Raw genomic sequence first — 23163 nt, 5'->3', positions numbered from 1 at the left:
GGACCGTATGACCTCGCACCCCGCACGCCGGCTCACTCTGGGAGCCCTCGTCCACGGCTCCGGCGGCCACATCGCCGGCTGGCGGCACCCCGACGCCCGCCCCGACGGACAGCTCGACTTCGCCTTCCACGCCGACCTCGCCCGTACCCTCGAACGCGGCCGGTTCGACGCCCTGTTCGTCGCCGACGTCGTCGCCGTCCGGGGGCACCAGCTCGACTCCCTGTCCCGCACCGGCCGCGCCGAGCACTTCGAGCCGCTGACCCTGCTGGCCGCGCTGTCCCTGGTGACCGAGCACATCGGCCTGGCGGCGACGGCGACCACGACCTACCACCACCCCTTCCACATCGCCCGCAAGTTCGCCTCCCTGGACCACATCTCGGGCGGCCGCGCGGCCTGGAACGTGGTCACCTCCGTCGTACCGCTGGAGGCAGCGAACTTCGGCTACGACCGCCATCTCGAACACGAGCTGCGCTACCGGCGTGCCGACGAGTTCGTGCAGGTCGTCAAGGCGCTCTGGGACAGCTACGACGACGAGGCGGTCGTACGGGACAAGGCGGGCGGCCGCTACTACGACCCGGCCGGACTGCACACCCCCCACCACCGCGGCGAGCACTTCGCCGTCCGCGGCCCCCTGAACATCTCCCGGCCGCCCCAGGGCCATCCGGTGGTCTTCCAGGCCGGATCCTCGGAGACCGGGCGGGAGTTCGCCGCCCGGCACGGCGAGGTCCTCTTCACGACCCAGCACGAACTCGGCGCGGCGCAGGCCTGCTACGCGGACGTCAAGGCGCGGGCGGCCGCCCGCGGCCGTGCCCCCGCCCACGTCCTGGTCTGGCCGGGTCTCACCCCGTTCGTCGCGTCCACCGAGACCGAGGCCCGGCAACGCCTCGCCGAACTCCAGGACCTCATCCACGACGACGTCGCCCGCCGCCTCGTCCAGGACAACATCGGCGACCTCGACCTGACCGACCACCCGGTGGACGGCCCGCTGCCCGACATCCCCGAGACCAACCGCAGCAAGTCCCGCCGCGACCTGCTCCTGAAGCCGGCGCACGACGAGAAGTTGACGATACGTCAGCTCGCGCACCGGTTCGCCGCGGGGTCGGCGGTGGCCGGCACGCCCGAGCAGATCGCCGACCACATCGAGACCTGGTTCCACGCCTACGCCGCCGACGGCTTCAACATCTCCTTCCCCTATCTGCCCGGCCCCGCCGAGGACTTCGTCGACCAGGTCGTGCCCCTGCTCCAGCGACGCGGGCTGCTGCGCACCGAGTACGAGGGCACCACCCTGCGCGAGAACCTCGGGCTGCCGCGGCCCGCCGCCGCTGCCCGCCACCTCCAGGAGACCGGACGATGAGCCGCCGCACCGACCAGCTCCACCTCAACGCCTTCCTCAAGCCGCCGGGGGAGTACCTGGCCGCCTGGCGGCACCCGGACACCGCCGCCGACGCGGGCGTGAACATCCGGGAGGTCCTCTCCTTCGCCCGGACCGCCGAACGGGCCGCCTTCGACGCGGTGTTCCTCGCCGACCTCGTCGGCGTGCCGTTCGCGAGCGAGGACGTGCTCAGCCGGGTCAGCGTGGTCAACGACTCCTTCGAACCGACCACCCTGCTCGCCGCGCTCGCCGCCGGCACCTCCCGGATCGGCCTCATCGCCACCGCCTCGACCAGCTACAACGAGCCCTACCACGTGGCCCGCACCTTCGCCTCCCTCGACCACATCTCCGGCGGCCGGGCCGGCTGGAACGTGGTGACCTCCCTCAACGACGGCGAGGCCCAGAACTTCGGCCTCGACAGCCACCTCGACCACGCCACCCGCTACGAGCGCGCCGAGGAGTTCCACGACGTCGTCACCGGGCTCTGGGACTCCTTCGAGGACGACGCCTTCCGCCATGACCAGGCCGACGGCATCTACTTCGACCCGGCCAAGCTGCACGCCCTGAACCACGAGGGCAAGCACCTCAGGGTCGCCGGACCTCTCAACATCGCCCGGCCCCCGCAGGGCCACCCGGTCATCGTCCAGGCCGGCGCCTCCGAGGCGGGCAAGAACCTCGCCGCCCGCGTCGCCGACGTGATCTTCTCCGGCATCAAGGACCTCGGCCGGGCCCAGGAGTTCTACGCGGAGATCAAGGAGCGCGCCGCCGCCCACGGCCGAGACCCGGACCACCTCAAGGTCCTCCCGGCCCTGTCCGTGGTCACGGCCCCCACCGCCGCCGCCGCAGAGCGGAAACTGGCCCGCCTCACCGGACTGCTGCCTCCGCAGGTGGCCCTGGCCGACCTCTCCTACTGGCTCGGCGGTTTCGACCTCAGCGGCTACCCGCTCGACGGCCCGCTGCCCGAACTCCCCGTCTCCAACCAGTCGCACACCGCCCAGCAGCAGATCTACGAGGACGCCCGCCGCGACAACCTCACCATCCGCGACCTCGTCCGGCGCGTCGCCGACGACGACCGCACCCTCACCGGCACACCCGAGCAGATCGCCGACCACATCGAGGAATGGTTCCACGGCCGTGCCGCCGACGGCTTCAACGTGGTCTTCCCCTACCTTCCCGGCACCCTCGACGACTTCGCCGGCCTGGTCGTCCCCGAACTGCGCCGTCGCGGCCTGTTCCGCGCGCACTACACGGGCACCACGCTGCGCGAACACCTGGGGCTGCCGCGGCCGACCGGGAGGCCCGCACCGGTGGGAGAAGGGGAAGGGGCGTGACCCCTCCGGAGTCCGAGGTCAGCCGAAGCGCTCGACGCGGATCCGCGCCACCGGCTGGCCCAGCTCGGCGAGCAGCCGGGAGGCGTGCTCCGCGAAGGCGTTGGAGCCGCAGACGTAGGCCTCCCAGCCCCCGGCCGGAGGCCGCGCCAGGTACGGCTCCAGATGGGCGGCCGAGAGGCGGCCGGGCCGCACTCCGGGCGGGCCCGTGCGGGTGAAGACGGGAGTGGTCTCGTCCCCGTACTCGTCCGCGTAGATCAGGTCTTCGGGAGTGCGCGCCGAGACCAGCAGGCGTACGGGGACGGTCAGTCGGCGCAGGCGGTGGTCGCGGACCATCGACATCAGGGGTACGACACCGGAGCCGGCGCCGAGCAGCAGGGCCGGCCGGTCACCGGGCCAGGCGAAGAACCCGCTGAGCGGGCCGCGTAGCTCGACGGTGTCGCCGGGCCGGGCCACCCGGTGGAACCAGCCGGACACCTCGCCGCCCTCGACGTGGTCGAGGGTGAGCTCGACGTGACCGCGGTCGCCGGGCGCCGACGCGATGGAGTAGTGGCGCTGGGCGACGTACCCGTCGGCGGCCGTCAGACGCAGCATCAGGTGCTGGCCGGGCAGATGGCCCGCCCAGCCGGGCACGGCGAACCGGAACGTCGAGGCGCGCGGCGTCTCGCGGCGGACCTCGACGAGGCGGGCCGGCTGCCAGGTGGCCGCGGCGCGGTTGCTCACGGCGATCCGTCCCGGCACGGCGAACCGGGTCGGGGGAGCGAAGGCCTCGGGCGCGCTCTCAGTCACCGGCGTAGCGCTCCTCGTTCCAGGGGTTCCCGCGGGCGTGGTAGCCGTTCTGCTCCCAGAAGCCCGGCTCGTCGTGGTCGAGGACGCGCAGGCCCGCGATCCACTTGACGCTCTTCCAGAAGTACAGGTGGGGTACCACGAGCCGTGCCGGGCCGCCGTGTCCTGGGTCCAGCGGCTCGCCGCCGAACTCCCAGGCGATCCACGCGCGTCCGCCCGTCAGGTCGGACAGCGGCAGGTTCGTGGTGTATCCGGTGTGCGCGTACGCGACGGCGTGCGTGGCCGAGGAGTGCGGGCGGGCGAGGTCCAGGAAGGTGTCCAGGGACACTCCGCCGAACCGCACCCCGAACTTCGACCAGCTGGTGACGCAGTGGATGTCCCCCTCGTACCCGGACCGCGGCAGCGTGTGCGCCTCCTCCCACGACCAGGTGCGCTCCTCGGCCACCAGGCCGTCGACGCGGAACGTCCAGTCGGCGGGCGTGAGGTCGGGGGTGACCTCGGCGGACAGCACGGGCCAGGAGTCCCCCGCGTCGTACTGGCCGGGCGGCAGCCGTGGATCTCGGTCGTCGGCGCGCGAGCGTCCCGTGAAACCCCGGGTGACGGTCATGCCACGGCCTCCAGCCCGGAGCCTGCGTCCAGGTCCGACAGGGCTTTCAGGACCGCGGCCTCGTCGAGGGTGGTGAGCGCACGGTCGCGCATCAGCACCCGCCCGTCGACGACCGTGTCCCGTACGTCGGAGGAGTGGGCGGCGTAGGCGAGCATCGACCACACGTCGTGGCGCGGGGTGAGGTGAGGCTTGTCGAGGTCCAGCACGATCAGGTCCGCGCGCTTGCCCGGCTCCAGGGAGCCCAGCTGCCCGTCGAGGCCGAGCGCGCGGGCGCCCTCGATCGTCGCCATGCGCACGGCCTGCTCGGCACCGACCGCCGTGGGGTCGCCGCCCGCCTTGTGCACGAGCGCGGCCTGCCGCACCGCTCCCAGCAGGTCGAGGGTGTTGGAGCTGACCGCGCCGTCCGTACCGAGCCCGACGGTCACACCCGCGCCGAGCAGCCGGGGCACCGGAGCGATGCCGCAGCCGAGCTTGAGGTTGGACACCGGGCAGTGGGCGACCGAGGTGCCGGTGCGGGCCAGCGCCACGATCTCGGGTCCCGTCAGGTCCACGGCGTGGGCGAGCAGCAGATCGGGGCCGAGCAGTCCGAGCGCGTCCAGCAGCTCCACGGGGCGCCTGCCGTGCGCCACCTCGACCGTGGCGACCTCGATGGCGTTCTCCGCGGCATGGATGTGCAGCAGCGCGCCGAACTCCCGGGCCAGCGCGGCGATGTCCGTCAGCTGCTCCGGAGACAGCGTGTAGGTGGAGTGCGCGAAGAGGACGGGCCGGGTGCCGGGCCGGGCCGGGCGCGCCGCCAGGTCGCGGCGGGCCCACTCAAGGCGGTCCTCGTAGGCGATGCCGTCGGCCGGGTCCGGTACGTCCATGAAGGTGGGGCCGGTGTGCAGCCGCCAGCCCGACTCCCGTGCGGCAAGCTCGGCGGCCTCGTGGAACCAGTACATGTCCAGGGCGGAGGTCACGCCCGCCCGCACGCTCTCGGCGACCGCCACGCGGACCGCCGCGGCCACGTTCTCCGGCGACAGCAGCTCGCCCTCCCAGCGGATCACCCGTTCCAGGAAGCCCTGCAGCGTCACGTCGTCGGCGCGGCCGCGCAGCAGCGTCATCGCCAGGTGGGTGTGGGTGTTGACGAGGCCGGGCACCACCAGGCAGCCGGTCGCGTCGAGCGTGTCTGCGGCGGCGTACCGGGCACGCAGTACGTCCGCGGGGCCGACGGCCAGGATCCCGCCGTCGCCGATGGCAACGGCTCCGTCGCGTACGAGGGTGCCGGCGTCGTCGACCGTGAGGACGTCACCGCCGTGCACGAGGAGGTCGGCAGGGACGGTCACGCCCGATCCCCCTCCTCCGCAGCTTCCTCCGCCAGCAGCCGGAGGGCCTCCAGCGAGACGACGGCGCCGCGCTCCACGCCCCGCACCACGACCTCGCGGTGAGGGTCGTAGTGGCCTGTCGACAAAGGTGCCTCCTCGTCGACCAGTTCGTCCGCGTTGGCGCCGTCCACGACGAGCACGCCGCCCGCGACGAGCCCGCGCAGCGAGGCGGTCACCAGCAGCGCCGACAGCTCCATCTCGATCGCGGCGAGCCCGGCCCTGTCGTACGCGTTCAGCGGCAGCAGACCCGGTTGGAAGGCGGCCCGGGTCCACACGATGCCCCGGTGGTGCGGGGCGGCCGCCTCGCGTGCGGCGCGCCGGAGTGCGAACACCGCCTCGGGGGCGGACACGGCCGGGTACTCGGGCGGCAGCAGCTGCTGGGTCACGCCGTCGTCGCGCACGGCCGCCTCCGCGATCACGAGGTCGCCGTCCTGGATCCCGGGCTTCATCGCGCCCGCGGTGCCGAACCGCAGGAGCGTGCGGACACCCGCGTCCGCCAGCTCCTGGAAGAGCAGGATCGCGCCCGGCGCCCCCACCCCGTGCGAGGCGACGGTGACCGGCAGCCCCTTCCAACTGCCGCTGAACACCCGGTATTCGCGGTGGTACGAGATCTCCTCGGCACCCTCCAGCAGCGCGGCGACGTCCGCCGCGCGCGCCGGGTCGCCCACGACCAGGGCACGGGGCGGCAGGCCGGTGCGGGGTATGCGGGTGACGGGCAGCAGATCGTGGGTCATGAGGCGACTCCGGAAGGTCCGGTGGAACGGGGGGAACGGCGGGAACGGGCGGTACGGGGGGTGCGGCCACGGCGCCGGGCCGTGGTGAGGAACAGGGCGCCGAGGGTGACGACGTAGGGCGCGGCGTCGGTCGCCTGCTGCGGCAGGCCGAGGCCCTGGAGACGGAAGCCCACGGCCTCCGCGATGCCGAACAGCAGCGCGGCGAGCAGCACACCTAGCGGCATGGCACGGCCCAGCATGACCGCCACGACCGCGATCCAGCCACGCCCGGCCGTCATGTTCTCGGAGAACAACGTCACATTGCCGAGGGCGAGTTGTGCCCCGGCGAGCCCGCACAGCGCCCCGGACACGAGCACCGCCGCGTACATGTAGCGGGCCGGGCTCACGCCGAGCGTCGCCGCGGCGTCCGGAGCCTCGCCGACACCGCGCAGGCGCAGCCCCCAGACGTGCCTGGACAGCAGTACGGCGGTGACCACGACGGCGGCCCACGCCAGGTACGTCAGGGGCGAGAAGCCACCGACGACCGGGAGGCCGGCGAGGCTCGGGTCGTCGAAGGTGCCCTGGACCCCGAAGACCGTACGGAGCAGGTAGCTGGTCAGGCCCGCCGCGAGGAGGTTCATGGCCACGCCGAGGACCACCGCGTCACCGCGCAGGGTGACCGCGCCCACGGCCAGGATCAGCGAGTACGCGGCGGAGGCGACGGCGGCCGCCAGCACACCGAGCCACGGGCTGCCGGTGAACCAGCTGGTGGACACGGCAGTGAAGCACCCCACCAGCATCAGGCCCTCCAGGCCGATGTTGAAGACGCCCGCGCGCTCGCACAGCGCACCGCCGAGCGCGGCCAGCAGGATCGGGGTGAGCGCGCGCAGCACGGACATGAGGAGATCGGAGTCGAGGGACATCAGGCCAACTCCCCCTGGGCGACGGGCTCCCGGCCGGCTGCCGCCGTGCGTCTGCGCGGGAAGCGCAGCCGGGCCGCCAGGAAGACGATGACGATGGCCTGCAGCACCTGCGTCAGCTCCCGCGGCACCTCGGTGGTGCGCTCCATGGCGAGCCCGCCGACCTGCAGCACGGCGAAGAAGAACGACGCGAGGACCGTGCCCAGCGGGCCGGCGGACGCGAGCAGCGCGGCGGTCAGACCCGTCCAGGTGTAGCCGGGCGAGGTGAGCGAGCCGTCGAGGAACCGGTACGGGAAGCTCAGCACACCGATCGCACCGACGAGCCCGGCCAGCGCCCCCGAGGTCGCCATCAGACGCAGCGTCAGGCCCTTGCGGTCGACGCCCGCGTAGGCGGTGAAGCGGGAGTTGAGGCCGGTCATCCGGATCTCGTACCCGATGGCGGTACGGGAGTCGGCGAACCAGTACGCGGCCGCGGCGAGCACCACCAGCAGCAGGCCCACCGTCACGGTCGACGAGCCGAAGGCGGGCAGCGCCACGCCCTCGGGCAGCCGGCGCGTCTGCGGCAGGCTGGAGCCGGGCTCCTTGAGCGGATAGCGGACCAGATAGGAGGCGAGGCTGACCGCCGGATAACTGAGCAACAGGCTGCTCACCAGGAGCGGAACCCCGAGGCGGTTCTCGCACAGCGCCGCGAGCGCGGCATACGCGCCGCCGGCCGCCATGCCGGCGAGCAGCGCGAGCACCACGGTGAGGGACGGGGGCAGCGGCGCGTACAGCCCGGTGACGGCGGCGGCGATCCCGCCCAGCACCATCTGCCCGTCGCCGCCGAGGTTGACGAGCCCGGCGCGCAGCGGGACGGCCAGCGCGAGCGCCATGCCGAGCACACTGGTGCAGGTGCTCAGCGTCGCGCCGATCCCGTCGGCCCCGAGCGATCCTGTGAGGACGGCGCCGTAGGCCGCGAGCGGATCGGCGCCGGTGCCGACGAGGAACAGCGCGCCGATGACTGCTCCGGCGAGCAGGGAGAAGGTGACGGGGGAGCGCAGTGCCTTCGATGCCCACGTCACGTCCGGTATGCGGGCCATGTCAGTCTCCGTCTCCGTCCTGCACGGCGTCGGGCCGCTGCGCCGTGCCGCCGGCCATCGCCAGGCCGAGCGTGCGTTCGTCCGCCGCGTCCTTCGGGTACGTGGCCGTGACCCGGCCCTCGTACATCACCAGGACCCGGTCCGAGAGCCCGCGGATCTCGCTCAGCTCGGCCGAGACCAGCAGGACGGCGTGGCCCGCGTCGCGGTAGGCGACGATCTGGTCGTGGATGTTCTGGATGGCGCCGATGTCGACGCCCCGGGTGGGCTGCTCGACCAGCAGCAGTGGTGCGTCGTGGGCGAGTTCGCGTCCGATCAGCAGCTTCTGCAGGTTGCCGCCGGAGAGCGTCGCCGCGGGCAGTTCGGGCGTGGCCGCCTTGATGCCGAAGCGTTCGACGAGACGCCGCGCATGGGCGCGTACGGCCGCGCGCGGCAGCAGACCGCGCCGGGAGGACAGCGCCGTGCGGTGATGGCCCATCGCCAGGTTGTCCGCGACGGACGCGGCGGGTGCGGTGCCGACCGCGTGCCGGTCCTCGGGCACGTAGGCGAGGCCCGCGGCACGGTGGGCGGCCGCCGGGGCGTGGGTGACGTCCCGGCCCAGGAGGGTGACACGGCCGGCGGTGACCGGTCGCAGCCCGGCCAGTGCCTCGACGAGCTCGCTCTGGCCGTTGCCCGCGACGCCCGCGACACCGACGATCTCGCCCGCGCGGACCGTCAGGTCGACGTCGCGTACGGCGTCCCCCGTGCTCAGCCCGGCGACGTCGAGCACGACATCCCCGGGGGTGCCGGGGGCGTGCACGCGGTCCAGTTCCACCGAGCGGCCGGTCATGGCCGCCGCGATCTCGTCGGCGGTGGTCTCGGCGGTACGCAGCCGTGCGGCGACCCTGCCGTCGCGCAGCACCGTCACGTTGTCGCTGACCTCGAGCACCTCGCGCAGCTTGTGCGTCACGAGGATCACCGTGCGGCCCTGTGCGGCGAGCGACTTGAGCACGGCGAACAGGGCGTCGGCCTCGGCCGGTGTGAGCACCGCGGTCGGTTCGTCGAGGATGAGGGTGCGGGCGCCGCGGTGGAGCAGCTTCAGGATCTCCACGCGCTGCCGCAGCCCCACCGGCAGGTCGCCGACCCGGGCGTCCGGATCGACGGAGAGGCCGTGCTCCTCGGCGAGTTCGTGTACGCGGCTGCGCGCGGCGGCCCGGTCCACAAGACCGAACCGGCGCGGCTCGGCCGCGTAGACGACGTTCTCGGCGACGGTCAGCGAGTCGAACAGCTTGAAGCTCTGGTGGACCATGCCGAGCCCGGCGGCCATCGCGTCCCCGGGATCGCCGAAGGACACCTCGCGCCCGTCGATGCGTACGGAACCGGCGTCGGGCCGCTCCATCCCGTACAGCACCGACATCAGCGTGGACTTGCCCGCGCCGTTCTCACCCATCAGGGCGTGGATCTCTCCCTGGCGGACGGTCAGGTCGACCGCGTCGTTGGCGAGCGTGCCGGGGAACTCCTTGGTGATGCCCCTCAGTTCCACGGCGGCGCCGCCTGCGGCCGGGGCCTCGACGGCCCCGGCCGGCCGGTCACTCGGCTGCGGGGTCATCGACCGTCAGCTCACCGGAAACTATCTGGTCACGCAGCGCCTTGACCTTCGTCAGAACGTCCTTGTGCTGGGCGATCACGCACTTGGACGAGTCGACGCCGGCCTCCAGCCCCGTCAGGCTGATGCCGCCCTCCTTCAGGCCGTACGACACGGTCGTGCCCGACTTGCCGCCGAGGACCGACTCGATGCCCTTCTCCACGGCGACGTCCGTGCGCTTGATCACGTTGTCGACGACCGTGCCGGGGGCCGACGGGCACTGGTTGACGTCGACGCCGTACGCGAAGGCGCCCTTGGCCTTCGCGGCCTCGAAGACGCCGTAGTTGCCGGCCGCGGCGGCCGCCATGATCTGGTCGTAGCCCTTGGACAGCAGGGTGTTCGCCTGCTCCTTGGCGCGGGCGGAGTCGTCGAAGGGGGACTGGCCGCCGACGAAGCGGGTGGACGTCTCGGTCTTCGCGGCGACCTTCTCGGCACCGGCCGCGAACGGGTCGCTGTAGCGGCGGAACTGGGGTGTGTCGAGCACGTCCACCGCGCCGACCTTGCCCGACTCGCTGAGCAGACCCGCCTCGGCGCCCGCGAGGTAGACGCCCTCGTGCTCGCGGAAGACCGCGCAACTGACGTTCTTGTACGTCTTGGTGGTGCACGCGTCGACCATCAGGAACTGCTGCTTCGGGTTCTTCTCGGCCTGCTGCGCGACGATGTCGGCGAACTCGAAGCCGACCAGCACGATGACGTCCGGCTTGGCGTCGACGGCGGCCTGCACGTTCTGCTGCTGGGAGGCGGTGTCCGTGGACTCGTAGACCTTCGAGGTCCCGTCGTGCTGCTTCGCCGCGTCCTTGATGCCGCTGACGGCCAGCTTCAGGAACTCGTTCTCCCCGACGGAGTCCGGGGTGACCAGCGTGAACGACTTGCCGCTGCTGCCCGCGGAGGCGGAGGTGCCGTCCTTCTTGGCGGCCGCGTTGCAGGCGGTGGCGAGGAGGACGGTTCCGGCGGCGAGCGCGGTCAGCTGGAGGGTACGACGGTGTCTGCGGTGCATCGGGGGACCTTCCGGATACGGCAAGGCGCGCTCGGCGGTGGGCGCGTGAGAGTGGGGTGATCGGGCGACGGTGTGCTGAGGGGGGAAGGCTCAGCAGTGACAGCAGTCGCCGGTGCAGCGGCCGAAGTCGAGGAACAGACGCCGGGTCAGCAGTGGCATGTGTCCTCCTTCGTCGTCTCGGTCCGCGGAACGGGGGTATCGGCCCGTGGAATGCGGGTGCTGGACTGTAACACCCGGATCCGGCCAACCGCCCATCTGTCTCGAACTGTGGTTCTCCCAGGTCATGTACGGTGGCAGGCGCCATCAGAACATCAGGAGTGTCCCGTTATGTCTCAGGAACTGCGTGCCGTCGACTGGACGGGAACCGGTCTCACGCTCATAGACCAGACCCGGCTGCCGCACCGTACCGAGACGGTGGACGTCCGGGATGTGGACACTCTGGTGGACGCGATCCAGCGGCTCGTGGTGCGTGGCGCGCCCGCGATCGGGGCGGCGGGTGCCTACGGCGTCGCTCTCGCGCTGCTCGAAGGCGAGCGGGAGGGCTGGAGCGAGGCGCAGGTGCGTGCGGCCGTGGCCCGTATACGCGAGGCCCGTCCGACCGCGGTCAACCTGATGGTGTGCGTGGACCGGGTCATGGCCCGCTTCGCGGAGGGCCTCGGCGCCGTGCTGGAGGAGGCCGCCGCCGTCCAGCGCGAGGACGTCGAGGCCAACCGCGCGATGGGCGCGTACGGGGCCGACTGGCTGCTGAAGAAGGCCGGCGAGGACCGGCCGCTGAGGATCCTCACCCACTGCAACACGGGCGCGCTGGCCACGGCCGGCTGGGGCACGGCGCTCGGCGTCATCCGCGAACTCCACGCGCGCGGACGCCTGGAGGTCGTCTACGCCGACGAGACGCGCCCCCTGTTGCAGGGCTCCCGCCTGACCGCCTGGGAACTCGTCCAGGAGGGCATCCCGCACTACGTCCAGGCCGACGCGGCCGCCGCCGGGACCATTCTGCGCGGCGAGGTCGACGCGGCGATCGTCGGCGCCGACCGGATCGCGGCCAACGGCGACACGGCGAACAAGGTGGGCACCGTGGGGCTGGCCCTCGCGTGCGCGTACGCCGGGATCCCGTTCCTGGTGGCGGCACCGACCACCACGGTCGACCTGTCGACGCCGACCGGCGACGGCATCCACATCGAACTCCGCGGCGAGGACGAGGTGTTGGAGTGGGCGGGCGTCCGCACGGCGCCGGCCGGGTCCCGCGGCCACAACCCGGCGTTCGACGTGACGCCGGGCCGGCTGGTGACGGGGCTGGTGACCGAGCGGGGCGTGCTGGAGGTGTCGGCGGGGGAGCTGCCCGGGGACCGGCTGCGCTGAACACACCGAAGGCCACGGTCGACCGACCGTGGCCTTCGTACCTCTCAACTCAACTCAGCGTCGCGTCAGCTCCAACTCCAGCAGCCATTCCACGACTTCCGTGTGGTGCCGGGCCTGCCGCGGATCGGCGCCCCACACGTACAGCCCGTGCCCGGCCACGACCACCGCCGGCATCCGCGGATCCCGCGCCGCCTCCAGCCGGTCCCCGAGCACCTTCATCTCCTGGCTGTTGCCGATGACCGGCAGCGTCACCTCGACGTCATGGGCGGGCTGTCCGACGCCCTTGAGCATCTCCAGGTCCCTGAAGACGATCCCGCCCGGCTGCCGGTGTCCCATCGCCACCGAGGCCACGGTGTGCACGTGCACCACCGCGCCCGCGCCCGTCAGCGCGGCCACGCGCGCGTGCAGCTCGGCCTCCGCCGACGGCCTGCCCTCGCCCACGGCGGCGCCCTGTCCGTCGACCAGCACCACGTCCGCGGGCGTCAGTTCGCCCTTGTCGTGGCCGCTCGCGGTGACCGCAAGCCGCAGCGGGTCCCGGGAGAGCACCACGGACAGGTTGCCGGACGTGCCGCGCATCCAGCCGAAGGAGGCGAACCGGGCGGACTCGGCGGCGAGGACCGCCCCCGCCTCCCGAAGGTCGGTTGCGGTGATGTCGGCGCTCACGTGGTGCTCCCGGTCGTGCTGATGCTGATCTCGTCGAACGTCCCCGCCTGTGCGTGGTCGCCGACGCCTTGCCGGTGGAACGGCTCTCCGGGGCGGCGGATCCCGACGGTGTGCCAGCCCGCCGCGCGGGCCGCGTCCAGTTCGCCGGGCCGGTCGGAGAGGAACAGGAGCTGCTCGGGCGCGAGGCCCGTCGACTCCGCGATACGGCGGTAGGACTCCGGCTCCTGCTTGGGACCGGCGTTCTCGGTGTCGTAGAGGCCGGAGACCAGGGGCAGCAGGTCGCCCTCGGGGGTCGAGGAGAACCACGCCCGCTGGGCCGCCACCGAACCGGACGAGTACACGTACAGCCGCAGGCCCGCCGCGTGCCAGGCACGCAGGGCCGGTACGACGTCGTCGTAGAAGTGCGAGACGAGGTCACCGCGGGCGAAGCCCTCCGACCAGATGAGGCCCTGGAGGGTCTTGAGCGGGGTCGCCTTGCGGTCCTCGTCGAGCCAGGCGTCCAGGGTCTTCACGACCGCGGCCGCGTCGGCGTGCGGGTCGCCGGTCAGCTCGCGCACCTGCGCGAGAGCCCGTGCCACCTCCGGATCACCGCTCCGCTCGGAGAGCAGTGCCGCGAAGCGAGCGCGCGAGTACGGGTACAGCACGTCCACGACGAAGCCCGTGGCGCTCGTGGTGCCCTCGATGTCGAGCACCACGGCGTCCACATCGAAACGGAGGGCCGGGCCCGGCAGGCTCACACCGCGCCCTTGTCCGCCTCGTACCCGGCCGCGATCGTGTCGTAGTCCGGGAAGCGGGACGAGATGGTCGCGCCGGTGAAGTTGCCGATCCAGCCGTCCTCCTCGTGGAAGAAGCGGATCGCGGTGAACGACGGCTTCGTGCCCATGTCGAACCAGTGGGTGGTACCGCGCGGCACGCCCAGCAGGTCGCCCTTCTCGCAGAAGACCGCGTGCACCTCCCCGTTCACGTGCAGGTAGAAGATGCCGGAGCCGGAGACGAAGAAGCGGACCTCGTCATCGTCGTCGTGGGTGTGCTCCTGGAGGAACTTCTCCCGCGCGGCCTTCGCCTTCGCCGGGAACTCGGGGTCGTCGCTGGGATGCAGGCCGAGGACGTCGACCGTGGTGAAGCCCTCCTCGGCGTTCAGCTTGTCGATCTCGGGACCGTACGCGGCGAACACGGTCTCGCTGTCGGCGTCGAACGGCACGTCCTCGCGGATCGGCCACTGCTCGTAGCGCACACCGAGCGGCTTGAGCGCCTCCGCGATCTCGGCGGGGTCCGAGGTGCGGCGGATCGGGGTGTCGGGGCCGGATTCGGACCACGTCGTCAGCAGCGTCATGGGAGCAACTCCAGGAGGGGGAGGGAAAGTCCGGATACCGAGACGGACCGGACGCGCGGGGCGGGGAATCGGAGACGGCGCGCGGCGGCAGCGGACGTCGGATCAGCCACGACAGCGCGCGCTGGTACAGCGGCACATGCCAAGCATGGGCAGCGTGTTCGCGCAGGGTGTCGTCATCGGGGCCTCACTGTGCCGGATCGGGTGCCGGTCCCGTGATGGTAACTCCCGGCCGGACGATCACCGGCTGTGACGCATCGTCGTCTCACGTCGTGAGAAACCGCTTCCATTTCTTTGACGAACGGCTGAAAACGTTCCCATGATCTGCCTATGAAGACGCCGCTGCTCGTGCGGCGGCTGTACGTGGACCTGCTCCGGTCGACCACGGCCAGCTGTCGCTGACCTCTCCCGGAGCCCCTGCACGCCCGCCGTCCGGGCGTATGCCACGGGTCGTGCAGTGGCGCGTTCCTGTTCCCGCTCCGGTCCGAGCCCCTGTCTTCTTCCTCGCGCTGTCCCGCGTTCGCTCTTTGCACACCCCTCGCACCACCTTTCGCACCACCCCTTGCACCTGGAGCCCGTCATGTCCCGTGTCCGCCTGCCCCTCGCCGCGCTCTCGCTGGCGTCCGTCTCCGCCCTGGTCCTCTCCGGCTGCTCGCAGTCCTCGGACGCCTCCACCCGGACGGGCAGCGACACCGCCGCCTCGGCCTCGGCCGCCACCGGCAAGAAGCCCGCACCGTTCAGCAAGGGCACGGTCAAGGTCGCCCTGGTCCGGCAGAGCGGCGCCGGTGACTACTTCGAGCAGTGGGGCAACGGTGCCAAGGCCCAGGCCAAGGCCCTCGGTATCGACCTGACGGTGTACGACGCCCAGGCCGACAACGCCAAGCAGGCCACCGACCTCTCCTCCGCCATCAACTCCGGCGCACAGGCGATCATCGTCGACCACGGGTTTCCGGCCACCATCCAGCCGGAGATCGACCAGGCCGTGAAGAAGGGCATCAAGGTCGTCGTGTACGACGTCGACCAGACCAACAAGTCCGTCGTCAGCACCGAGCAGGACGACGCCAGCATGGCGCAGGCCGTTCTCGACGTGATGGCCAAGACGGTCGGCAGGAACGCCAAGGTCGGCTATGTGAACGTGGCCGGCTACGCCGCCCTCGACAAGCGCGACTCGGTCTGGAAGAAGGCGCTCACCGCCAACGGCTGGACCCAGGAGTTCAAGGTCGGCAAGGTCACCGACTCGACCGCCACCGACAACGTCCCGCTGGTCTCCGCCGCGCTGACCCAGCACTCCGACGTGACAGGCGTCTTCGCGCCCTACGACGAGCTTGCCAAGGGCACCGTCCTCGCCGTGCAGAACAAGAAGCTCCAGGGCAAGGTGAAGGTCTTCGGCGCGGACGTCTCCAACGCCGACATCCAGAACATGACGGCCGCCGACAGCCCCTGGGTCGCCACCGCCGGCACCGACCCGTCCGCCGTGGGCGCGGCCGTGGTCCGCACGGCCGCGCTGGAGCTGGCCGGTCAACTGAACAAGTCCTCGGTCGAGTTCCCGGCCGTCGCCATCACCCGGGACTTCCTGGTCAAGAACAAGATCGAGAACATGGACCAGCTGCGCACCGCCCTGCCCGCGCTGAACCTCTCCAAGGTCAGCACCGCGGACTGGATCCCCAATGTCGCCCACTGAGACGGCTCCTGACGGGACGCCCGCGGTCGGCCTGACGGACGTCAGCATGGCCTTCGGCGGCAAGACGGTGCTCGCCGGCGTCTCGCTCGACATCGCCCCGGGCAGCGTGGTCGCGCTGCTCGGGGCGAACGGCGCCGGAAAATCCACGCTGATCAAGATCCTGTCCGGCGTGCACGCCGGCCACGGCGGTGAGGTACGGGTCGCAGGGGAGCCCGTAGCTCTCCCGTCGCCCCTCGCCGCCCGCCAGTTGGGCATCCAGACGGTCCACCAGCGCATCGGCGAGGGCATCGTGCCGGGCCTCAGCGTGGCCGAGAACCTGGTCTTCGAGGAGCTCGCCCAAAGGCGCGGCAACCCGTTCCTGAGCGGTGCCCGCACCCTGGCCCGGGCCCGTGAGATCCAGGCAGGCCTCGGCCTGGACTGGAGCGACGCGGTCCTGCGCCAGGACGTCACCGACCTCGGCATCTCCGACCGCCAGTTGCTGATCCTCGCCCGCGCCCTGGCCACCCGCCCCCGCCTCCTCATCCTCGACGAACCGACCTCCGCGCTCTCGGCGGCCGAGGCCGAACGCCTCTTCGCGCTGGTCGAGAAGATGCGCGACGACGGCATCGCCGTGCTCTACGTCTCCCACCGCCTCGGCGAGATCGACACCCTCGCCGACCGGCTGGTCGTGCTGCGCGACGGCCGTCTCACCGAGGACCAGGCCAGGCCCTTCGACTGGGACGCCGCCCTGCGCGCGATGCTCGCCCAGGCGCAGGAGGCTCAGACGGCCCGCCCGACCCGCGAGGGCGACCAGGGCGAGACCGTCCTCTCCCTGCGCGGGGTCCGGCTCTTCGACGGCCGCGCCCCGCTCGACCTCGACCTGCGCACCGGCGAAGTCACCGGTGTCGTCGGCCTGCTGGGCGCGGGCAAGACCGAGCTGGCCCGCGGCCTGTTCGGCGCCGAGCCCTTCCGCACCGGGGCCGTCGCACTGGACGGCAGGGCCTACGCGCCCCGCCGCCCGGCCGATGCCATCCGGGCCGGTATCCACCTGGTCCCCGAGGACCGGCACGCCGACGCGCTCGTCCCGGGCTGGTCGGTGGCGCAGAACATCTCGCTGCCGTTCCTCAGGTCCCTCTCCCTCGCGGGCCTGGTGAACCGCTCCCGCGAGGACGCCCTCGGCCGCGACACCATCGACGCCCTCGGTGTCGTAGCGCGCGACGAGCACAGCACCGTGGAGGAACTCTCCGGCGGCAACCAGCAGAAGGTGGTCGTCGGCCGCTGGCTCGCCGAGATCCCCCGCGTCCTCATCCTGGACGAGCCGTTCCGCGGCGTCGACATCGGCGCCCGCCGCGACATCGGCCGCCGCGCCCGCGCCCTGGCCGCCGAGGGCTCGGCCGTCCTCGTCCTGTCCGCCGACGTCGACGAGATCCTCGAGATCGCCGACCGGGTCGTCGTCCTCGCGGCCGGCGAGGTCCACCTCGACGTGTACGGCGAGGAAGCGGAGCGCGACCGCGTGATCCAGACCATCGCCGGGTCCGTCTGAGCCCCCGACACCGGCCGCCGAAGGAAGCAGCACCCATGACCACCACCCAGAGCACCGGGACCCCCGCCAAGGCGGCGACCCGGCCCGCGACCTCCACCGCCGCACGCGTCCAGAACGCCGTGATCAAGTACGGCTTCATCCTCGTCACGGTCGCGCTCTTCCTGTACTTCGCGCTCAGCGAGGGCACCTTCCGCGAGTCGGCGACCCTCCTCGACACACTTCGGTACGTCTCCGTCGCCGCGATCCTCGGCCTCGGCGTCACCCTCACCATGGCCGTCGGCGGAATGGACATGTCCGTCGGCGCCGTCGCCGGCCTGGGCGTCTCGGTCGCCGCCCAGACGATGGTCGTCCACAACCAGGTCGGCACGGTCGCGATCGTCGCGGTGCTGGCGGCGGGCGCCCTCGCAGGGCTGCTCAACGCACTCCTGATCGTCGTGCTCAAGATCCCCGACATGCTGGCCACCCTCGGCACCATGTTCGTGATCCAGGGCGGCAAACTCATCCTGGTCGACGGCCAGTCCATCACCCCGGGCATGACGATGTCCGACGGCAGCACCGCGCCCGGGAAGTTCACCGCGGGCTTCCTGCGCATCGACCGCGGCACGGTCCTGGGGATCCCCGTCTCGGTCCTGATCTTCGGCGCGCTGACCGTCGCCGCCTGGGTCTTCCTCGCCCGCACCCGCTGGGGCCGGGTCCTGTACGCCATCGGCGCCAACCCCGAGGCCTCCCGGCTGGCCGGCATCCGCGTCGGCGCCTACCGCGCCCTGGCCTACGTCATCTCCGGCGTGCTCGCCTCGGTCGGCGGCCTGATCCTGGCCTCCCGCATCGGCCAGGGCGACGTGAGCGCCGGCACCTCCCAGCTCCTGGAAGCGGTAGCCGTCGCCCTCGTGGGCACCTCGGTGCTGGGCCGGGGCCGCCCGAACGTCTGGGGCACGGCCCTGGGCGCGGTCCTCATCGGCATCATCACCACCGGCCTGACCATCAAGGGCCTGCCGTACTACACGCAGGACGTGGTCGAGGGCGCCGTCCTCATCCTGGCCCTGGTCTTCAGCTTCACCCTGTCCAAGCGCCGTACCGCATAAGGAAACCGACACCATGGGCTACCGCATCCTGGACACCGACGACATCCCGGGCTACCTCCGCGAGCGCGGCCACTGGGACGACCTCGACGACATCCACGTCCGCGAGGTCTCCGACGGCAATCTCAACCGCGTGTTCCTGGCCGCCAACAGCGCCGGTACCCGCAGCCTCGCCGTGAAGCAGGCCCTGCCCTGGGTCCGCGTCGCCGGCCCCTCGTGGCCGCTGAGCCCCGACCGTTCCGACGCCGAGGCCCGCGCCTACGAACAGATCGCCAAGGCCGCCCCGGACAAGATCCCCGCGATCCACGGCTACGACGCCGAGAACCACGCCCTCGTCATGGAGGACCTGTCCGACCTCCAGGTCCTGCGCACGCACCTCAACGAGGGCGGCTCCTACGGCCCGTACACCTCGGCCCGCATCGGCGAACTCGTCGCGCAGCTCTCGTTCGCCACCAGCGACTTCGGCATGCCCTCCGCCGAACGCAAGGCCCTGATCGCCGCCTCGGTCAACCCGGAACTCTGCAAGATCACCGAGGATGTGGTGCTGTCGGAGCCGTATGTCGAGCACGAGCACAACCACTGGCACCCCGGGCTCGACGACCTGGCCGCCGGGTTCCGCGCCGACACCCGGCTGCGCACCGAGGTCGCCGAACTCCGCCACGTCTTCATGACGAGCGGTCAGGCGCTGCTCCACGGCGACCTGCACACCGGCAGCGTCATGCTGGGCCGGCGGGACGGCGCCGAGGTCGTCCGGGTCTTCGACCCCGAGTTCTCCTTCGTCGGCCCGATCGGCTTCGACCTCGGCCTGTACTGGGCGAACGTCCTCGTCTCCGAGGCCCGTGCGCACGCGCTGGGCGCCGAGGGCGATCACGCCGAGCAACTGCGCCTGAGCTGGGAGGGGTTCGAGGCCGAGTTCCGCCGCCTCTGGCCGTCGCGCGTCGACACCTTCTTCGACGACGCGTATCTGGAGCGGTTCCTGGGCCGCGTCTGGACGGAGTCGGTCGGCTTCGCGGGTACGGAGATCATCCGCCGCGTCATCGGCTTCGCCCATCTCACCGACCTGACGACCCTGCCCGACCCCCTCCAGGTGGCCGCCTCCCGCCATGCCCTGCTGCTGGGCCGCGAACTCGTCGTGCACCGCGCCGAGCTGGAAGACCCCGAGTCCATCCGCGCCCGCACCAGCGACCTCACTCCGCACGACCGGACGATCCACCGACGGGCAGCGATCTGATCGGGCTCTCGCCCGGAGCCGAGGACCTTGCCGCCGGCACGGCCCCGGGCGAACGGGACTGACCGATTCGCGGTGCCGCCCTGCCCGACCAACCCCGCGCACCCCAGTGGGACGGGAGGCGCTCTTCCCGTACGGCGACCACGTGCAGGTCGTGACCGAGGTCGGGGATGGTGCGGACTCCCGCGGTCTGGCGTGCGTACTCGGCAAAGCCCGGGTAGCGCCGCGCCTGCTCGGCGTAGATGCGGTCGCGTTCAGCGCCGGGCAATTCGCGGACATTCGCACTGTATGTCTCGGTTCCGCGTTCGACAGTGCCGTCACCGGCGGCGACCAGGTCGTAGTGCGTACTCGCGCCCGCTCCTGCGGCCGCGGTGGTGCAACAGGACGATCGGAGCGCCCTCGAAGGCCCCGCCGGCTTTGCCCTCGTTCGCTCGGAACTCCGCGATGGTCCTCGCGCTCAGGGAGGAGGGCGACGCGCCCCTGGCGGCGGCGTGCGCTCCAGCGCCGTGTTGGGGGACGGGCGGGAGTGGGGGCGGAATCGGCCGGCGGTACGTGTCGGCGCCCCGGGTAGGCTCGGCCGTATGGATCAGGAGCGACTGGACGAGCGGGAGACCCGGGCCTGGATCGCGTTCCAGCGCATGCGCATCGAGGTCAACGAGGTGCTCGCCCGGCGGTTGGCGCGCGACTTCGGTCTGACCGAGGCGGACTTCGTGATCCTGTTGAGGTTGTCCAGAAGTCCGGAGTACAGGCTGCGTGCCCGCGACATGGCAGTCGCGCTGCACTGGGAGCGCAGCCGCCTCTCGCGCCAGGTCTCTCGGATGGAGGCTCGCGGCACGGTCACGCGCGCACCGAGTGAGGGCGACGCCCGTGGCTACGACGTCGTGCTGACCGACGCGGGCCGGGTCGCATTCCAGGCGGCCTGGCCGGCTTGGGTGGAGGGAATCCGCCACTGCTTCGCCGATGTGCTCTCCGGGGAGCAGCTCGACGCCCTCACCGGCATCGCCGAGGCGATCGACACCCACTACAGCGCGCAGCACTGCTCCGGCGCCGAGACGATCGACAGTCACTACAGCGCGGCACTGCCCAGGCACGCCGAACACCCCGGCGCGGGCTGACGGTACGGCGCACCCCGCCTCGCCCGCCGGACCGTCGACGGCGGACTCGCCCCGGGCTCCGCGAGATATCCGCCGCCCTGCCCAATGCCCTCCGCGACGACACCCTTCATCTCGGTCGGGCGGTGCGTTGATCTGAGGCTGGGCCGGGCCGGAACGCACGGCGGCGACGGCCGGGGCCCCCGGTGGCCGGAGCGGGGTCCTGATCGGATTCCCTGACGTGCGTGGGCGCGCGCCCACGGCTGTCCTGCCCGCTGCACGCCACGGTCGGCTGCCATGTCGTGGGCGCGCCTCGGCCGGCCCGAAGTCGCGCGCCGGTCGCCGGGCCATCCGAGTTTGTTGACATGTAACCCTTTGCCTCTTAGGGTGAAACCGGTTTGTTTACATGACAACGAATGGCGGGCGGCGAACGAGGAGAGCGCCTCGGGGACCTGATCGTCACGCTTGCCGAGCCGAGCCCTTATCCACCGAGAGCTGCACCGGGTCAACGTGCTCGGAGGCGTCGTCGAGCCTTGACAGGGCGGGACCGCCTGGGGTGCTGCCAGGCGGGTTCCAGTCGAATGGAGATGCAGAGATCATGCCAAAGGCGGTCAGGTACGACCAGTTCGGCGGAATCGACGTGTTGCGGGTCGACGACGTGGAACGCCCGGTGCCCGCGGACGGACAGGTCCTCGTGCGGGTGAAGGCGGCCGGAATCAACCCCAGCGAGGCGGCCATCCGCACCGGGGCGGTGGCGCAGATATTCCCGTCGACGTTCCCGTCCGGGCAGGGCAGCGACCTCGCCGGGGTCATCGAGGAGGTCGGCGCCGGGGTCGGCGGATTCTCGCCCGGCGACGAGGTGATCGGGTTCAGCGACAAGCGGGCCTCCCAGGCCGAGCTGGTCCTGGTCGAGGCCGGCGACCTCACGCGCAAGCCGGAGAAGGTCTCGTGGGAGGTGGCCGGCAGCCTGTACGTCGTCGGCGTGACCGCGTGGGGGGCGGTGCACGCCGTCCAGCCCGAGGAGGGCGAGACCGTCGTCATCTCCGGAGCCGCCGGGGGTGTCGGCTCGCTGGCCGTTCAGATCGCGCGCCGGACCGGGGCCACGGTCATCGGCCTGGCCGGTGAAGGCAACCACGAGTGGCTGAAGAGCCACGGCGTGATCCCGGTCGCATACGGTGACGGAGTCGCGGACCGGATCAGGGCCGCCGCGCCGAGCGGCGTCGACGCCTTCATCGACACCTTCGGCCAGGGGTACGTCGAGTTGGCCCTCGCCCTGGGTGTCGCGGCCGAGCGGATCGACACCATCGCTGATTTCGCGGCCGCGGCGAAGTACGGGGTGAAAACCGACGGGGGGAGCGCGGCCGGGCCGGGTGCCAAGGTGCTCGCCGAACTGGCCGGCCTGATCGCCGACGGACACCTTGAGGTGCCCATCGCGAACGTCTACCCGCTGGCGCAGGTCCGAGAGGCCTACACCGAGCTCGAACGCCGCCACACCCACGGCAAGATCGTCCTCAAGCCCTAGGGCCTGTCGTTTGGATCACGCCGGCGTCGCGGGGCGGCCCTAGTCCTGGACCGATGGGCGCGCCTGGCGCAGGCAGCGTTCGAGCCTCTGCAGAAAGCCGTCGAAGGCCTCGTCTTCGGGCCAGGTCTGGTACGCCGTGTTGATCGCGGCCAGTGCGACGTTCAGCTGCAAGGTCGCGGTCAACCGGTCGGACTGGGTGGTACGGGAAAACACCCACTCCCTGAGGTCGGCGAAGAACTGCTCGCCGAAGCTCTGGGCGGTCTGGGCGAAGGCCGGCGACTCCGCTTTGAGGCGGCGCTGCAGCGGCATGCGCTCGCGCAGGCCTGTACACCAACCCGTCAGGATCGCGGTCAGCGCATCCCACAACGGCTCGTCCGCAGGACGCTCGTGCATGGCGTCCTGCCACTCCTGTCGCTCCTCGGGGTCCGGGTCGAGGACCGCGGCCTCCTTGCTGGCGAAATAGTTGAAGAAGGTGGCGCGTGACACGTTCGCCGCGGCGGCGATCTGCTCGACCGTCGTCGCGTCGTAGCCCTGTTCCGCTAGCAGCTCCATGGCGGCGTTCCGGACGGCGCGCCAGGTCGCGAGCTTCTTGCGTTCCCGCAGGTTCATGGTTCTTCGTTCCTCCCCTCACGCCATTCTACGTCCCGTCGCCACGATTCCTGGACGAGTCTCATTTTGGACGAGTCTAAGTTTCGGGTTACGGTGGCGGCAGACCCGGAGGGAGAAAACATGAGCAAGGTCTGGTTCACCACCGGCACGCCCCGCGGCATCGGCCGCGCGTTCGCCGAGTCCGCCCTGGAGCGTGGCGACAAGGTCGCCGCGACTGTCCGGAACATCGCCACCCTGGACGACCTGGCCGTCAAGTACGGCGACGCGCTGCTGCCGCTGCTGCTCGATGTCACCG

21 protein-coding genes are annotated in these 23163 nt (G+C 71.8%); 9 read left to right on the top strand and 12 right to left on the bottom strand.

All coding sequences use genetic code 11. The features are described from left to right. Positions 1-7: 7 nt before the first annotated feature. On the top strand, positions 8-1354 hold the full coding sequence (locus KVT45_RS27190) for an LLM class flavin-dependent oxidoreductase (protein ID WP_217551729.1): 1347 nt from the start codon (positions 8-10) through the stop codon (positions 1352-1354). After that, the gene (locus tag KVT45_RS27185; RefSeq protein WP_217551728.1) at positions 1351-2703 is read left to right on the top strand and encodes an LLM class flavin-dependent oxidoreductase; all 1353 of its coding nucleotides are present in this window, start codon (positions 1351-1353) and stop codon (positions 2701-2703) included. Before KVT45_RS27190 ends, KVT45_RS27185 begins: the two co-directional genes overlap by 4 nt. A gap of 18 nt (positions 2704-2721) precedes the next feature. On the opposite strand, the gene KVT45_RS27180 is transcribed toward KVT45_RS27185, so the two are convergent. Genes KVT45_RS27180 through KVT45_RS27145 form a run of 8 tightly spaced genes read right to left on the bottom strand, consistent with a single transcriptional unit; the run spans position 2722 to position 10784 of the window. Continuing rightward, complete coding sequence (locus KVT45_RS27180) at positions 2722-3489, bottom strand: ferredoxin reductase (RefSeq protein WP_217551727.1); 768 nt, start codon at positions 3487-3489, stop codon at positions 2722-2724. Beyond that, positions 3482-4093 (bottom strand): sulfite oxidase-like oxidoreductase, encoded by a 612-nt coding sequence (locus KVT45_RS27175; RefSeq protein ID WP_217551726.1) that lies wholly within the window; start codon positions 4091-4093, stop codon positions 3482-3484. Before KVT45_RS27175 ends, KVT45_RS27180 begins: the two co-directional genes overlap by 8 nt. Further along, positions 4090-5415 (bottom strand): amidohydrolase, encoded by a 1326-nt coding sequence (locus KVT45_RS27170; RefSeq protein ID WP_217551725.1) that lies wholly within the window; start codon positions 5413-5415, stop codon positions 4090-4092. The genes KVT45_RS27175 and KVT45_RS27170 overlap by 4 nt, the downstream gene beginning before the upstream one ends. After that, complete coding sequence (locus tag KVT45_RS27165) at positions 5412-6188, bottom strand: nucleoside phosphorylase (protein ID WP_217551724.1); 777 nt, start codon at positions 6186-6188, stop codon at positions 5412-5414. Before KVT45_RS27165 ends, KVT45_RS27170 begins: the two co-directional genes overlap by 4 nt. Beyond that, the gene (locus KVT45_RS27160) at positions 6185-7090 is read right to left on the bottom strand and encodes an ABC transporter permease (protein WP_217551723.1); all 906 of its coding nucleotides are present in this window, start codon (positions 7088-7090) and stop codon (positions 6185-6187) included. The genes KVT45_RS27165 and KVT45_RS27160 overlap by 4 nt, the downstream gene beginning before the upstream one ends. Continuing rightward, the gene (locus tag KVT45_RS27155) at positions 7090-8166 is read right to left on the bottom strand and encodes an ABC transporter permease (protein ID WP_217551722.1); all 1077 of its coding nucleotides are present in this window, start codon (positions 8164-8166) and stop codon (positions 7090-7092) included. The genes KVT45_RS27160 and KVT45_RS27155 overlap by 1 nt, the downstream gene beginning before the upstream one ends. Before the next feature lies 1 nt (position 8167). Then, positions 8168-9751 carry an ABC transporter ATP-binding protein gene (locus KVT45_RS27150; RefSeq protein WP_217551721.1) on the bottom strand — a complete coding sequence of 528 codons (1584 nt, stop codon included), beginning with the start codon at positions 9749-9751 and terminating at the stop codon, positions 8168-8170. Beyond that, complete coding sequence (locus KVT45_RS27145; protein ID WP_217551720.1) at positions 9732-10784, bottom strand: BMP family ABC transporter substrate-binding protein; 1053 nt, start codon at positions 10782-10784, stop codon at positions 9732-9734. The genes KVT45_RS27150 and KVT45_RS27145 overlap by 20 nt, the downstream gene beginning before the upstream one ends. A 327-nt stretch (positions 10785-11111) precedes the next feature. On the opposite strand from KVT45_RS27145, the gene mtnA reads away from it, so the two are divergent. Beyond that, complete coding sequence (gene mtnA / locus KVT45_RS27140; RefSeq protein ID WP_217551719.1) at positions 11112-12143, top strand: S-methyl-5-thioribose-1-phosphate isomerase; 1032 nt, start codon at positions 11112-11114, stop codon at positions 12141-12143. A 54-nt stretch (positions 12144-12197) separates the two neighbouring features. On the opposite strand, the gene mtnB is transcribed toward mtnA, so the two are convergent. The 3 genes from mtnB to KVT45_RS27125 are packed head-to-tail and all read right to left on the bottom strand — an operon-like array spanning position 12198 to position 14139. Next, positions 12198-12806: a methylthioribulose 1-phosphate dehydratase gene (mtnB, locus tag KVT45_RS27135; RefSeq protein ID WP_217551718.1), complete on the bottom strand. Its 609-nt coding sequence runs from the start codon at positions 12804-12806 to the stop codon at positions 12198-12200. Beyond that, on the bottom strand, positions 12803-13543 hold the full coding sequence (gene mtnC / locus KVT45_RS27130) for an acireductone synthase (protein WP_217551717.1): 741 nt from the start codon (positions 13541-13543) through the stop codon (positions 12803-12805). The genes mtnB and mtnC overlap by 4 nt, the downstream gene beginning before the upstream one ends. Continuing rightward, complete coding sequence (locus tag KVT45_RS27125; RefSeq protein WP_217551716.1) at positions 13540-14139, bottom strand: acireductone dioxygenase; 600 nt, start codon at positions 14137-14139, stop codon at positions 13540-13542. Before KVT45_RS27125 ends, mtnC begins: the two co-directional genes overlap by 4 nt. 577 nt (positions 14140-14716) lie before the next feature. On the opposite strand from KVT45_RS27125, the gene KVT45_RS27120 reads away from it, so the two are divergent. The 6 genes from KVT45_RS27120 (at position 14717) to KVT45_RS27095 (ending at position 22259) form a co-directional block, all read left to right on the top strand. Beyond that, positions 14717-15817, top strand: coding sequence for a substrate-binding domain-containing protein (locus tag KVT45_RS27120; protein ID WP_217551715.1), 1101 nt, complete (start codon positions 14717-14719; stop codon positions 15815-15817). Further along, the gene (locus KVT45_RS27115) at positions 15804-17339 is read left to right on the top strand and encodes a sugar ABC transporter ATP-binding protein (RefSeq protein ID WP_217551714.1); all 1536 of its coding nucleotides are present in this window, start codon (positions 15804-15806) and stop codon (positions 17337-17339) included. The genes KVT45_RS27120 and KVT45_RS27115 overlap by 14 nt, the downstream gene beginning before the upstream one ends. A 35-nt stretch (positions 17340-17374) precedes the next feature. Next, a complete protein-coding gene (locus KVT45_RS27110) occupies positions 17375-18421 on the top strand; it encodes an ABC transporter permease (RefSeq protein WP_217551713.1) in 1047 nt (348 codons plus the stop codon). A gap of 13 nt (positions 18422-18434) precedes the next feature. After that, complete coding sequence (gene mtnK, locus KVT45_RS27105; protein WP_217551712.1) at positions 18435-19649, top strand: S-methyl-5-thioribose kinase; 1215 nt, start codon at positions 18435-18437, stop codon at positions 19647-19649. 578 nt (positions 19650-20227) lie between these two features. After that, positions 20228-20761: a MarR family winged helix-turn-helix transcriptional regulator gene (locus tag KVT45_RS27100; RefSeq protein WP_217551711.1), complete on the top strand. Its 534-nt coding sequence runs from the start codon at positions 20228-20230 to the stop codon at positions 20759-20761. A gap of 574 nt (positions 20762-21335) precedes the next feature. Beyond that, entirely contained in the window at positions 21336-22259 is a 924-nt protein-coding gene (locus tag KVT45_RS27095; protein ID WP_217551710.1) for an NADP-dependent oxidoreductase, read from the top strand. 39 nt (positions 22260-22298) lie between these two features. On the opposite strand, the gene KVT45_RS27090 is transcribed toward KVT45_RS27095, so the two are convergent. Further along, complete coding sequence (locus tag KVT45_RS27090; protein WP_217551709.1) at positions 22299-22868, bottom strand: TetR/AcrR family transcriptional regulator; 570 nt, start codon at positions 22866-22868, stop codon at positions 22299-22301. Positions 22869-23163: the final 295 nt, after the last annotated feature.

Source organism: Streptomyces sp. GbtcB6 (genome assembly GCF_019091475.1).
Lineage (GTDB): Bacteria > Actinomycetota > Actinomycetes > Streptomycetales > Streptomycetaceae > Streptomyces > Streptomyces hyaluromycini.
This window is presented reverse-complemented; position numbering and strand designations above follow the sequence as displayed.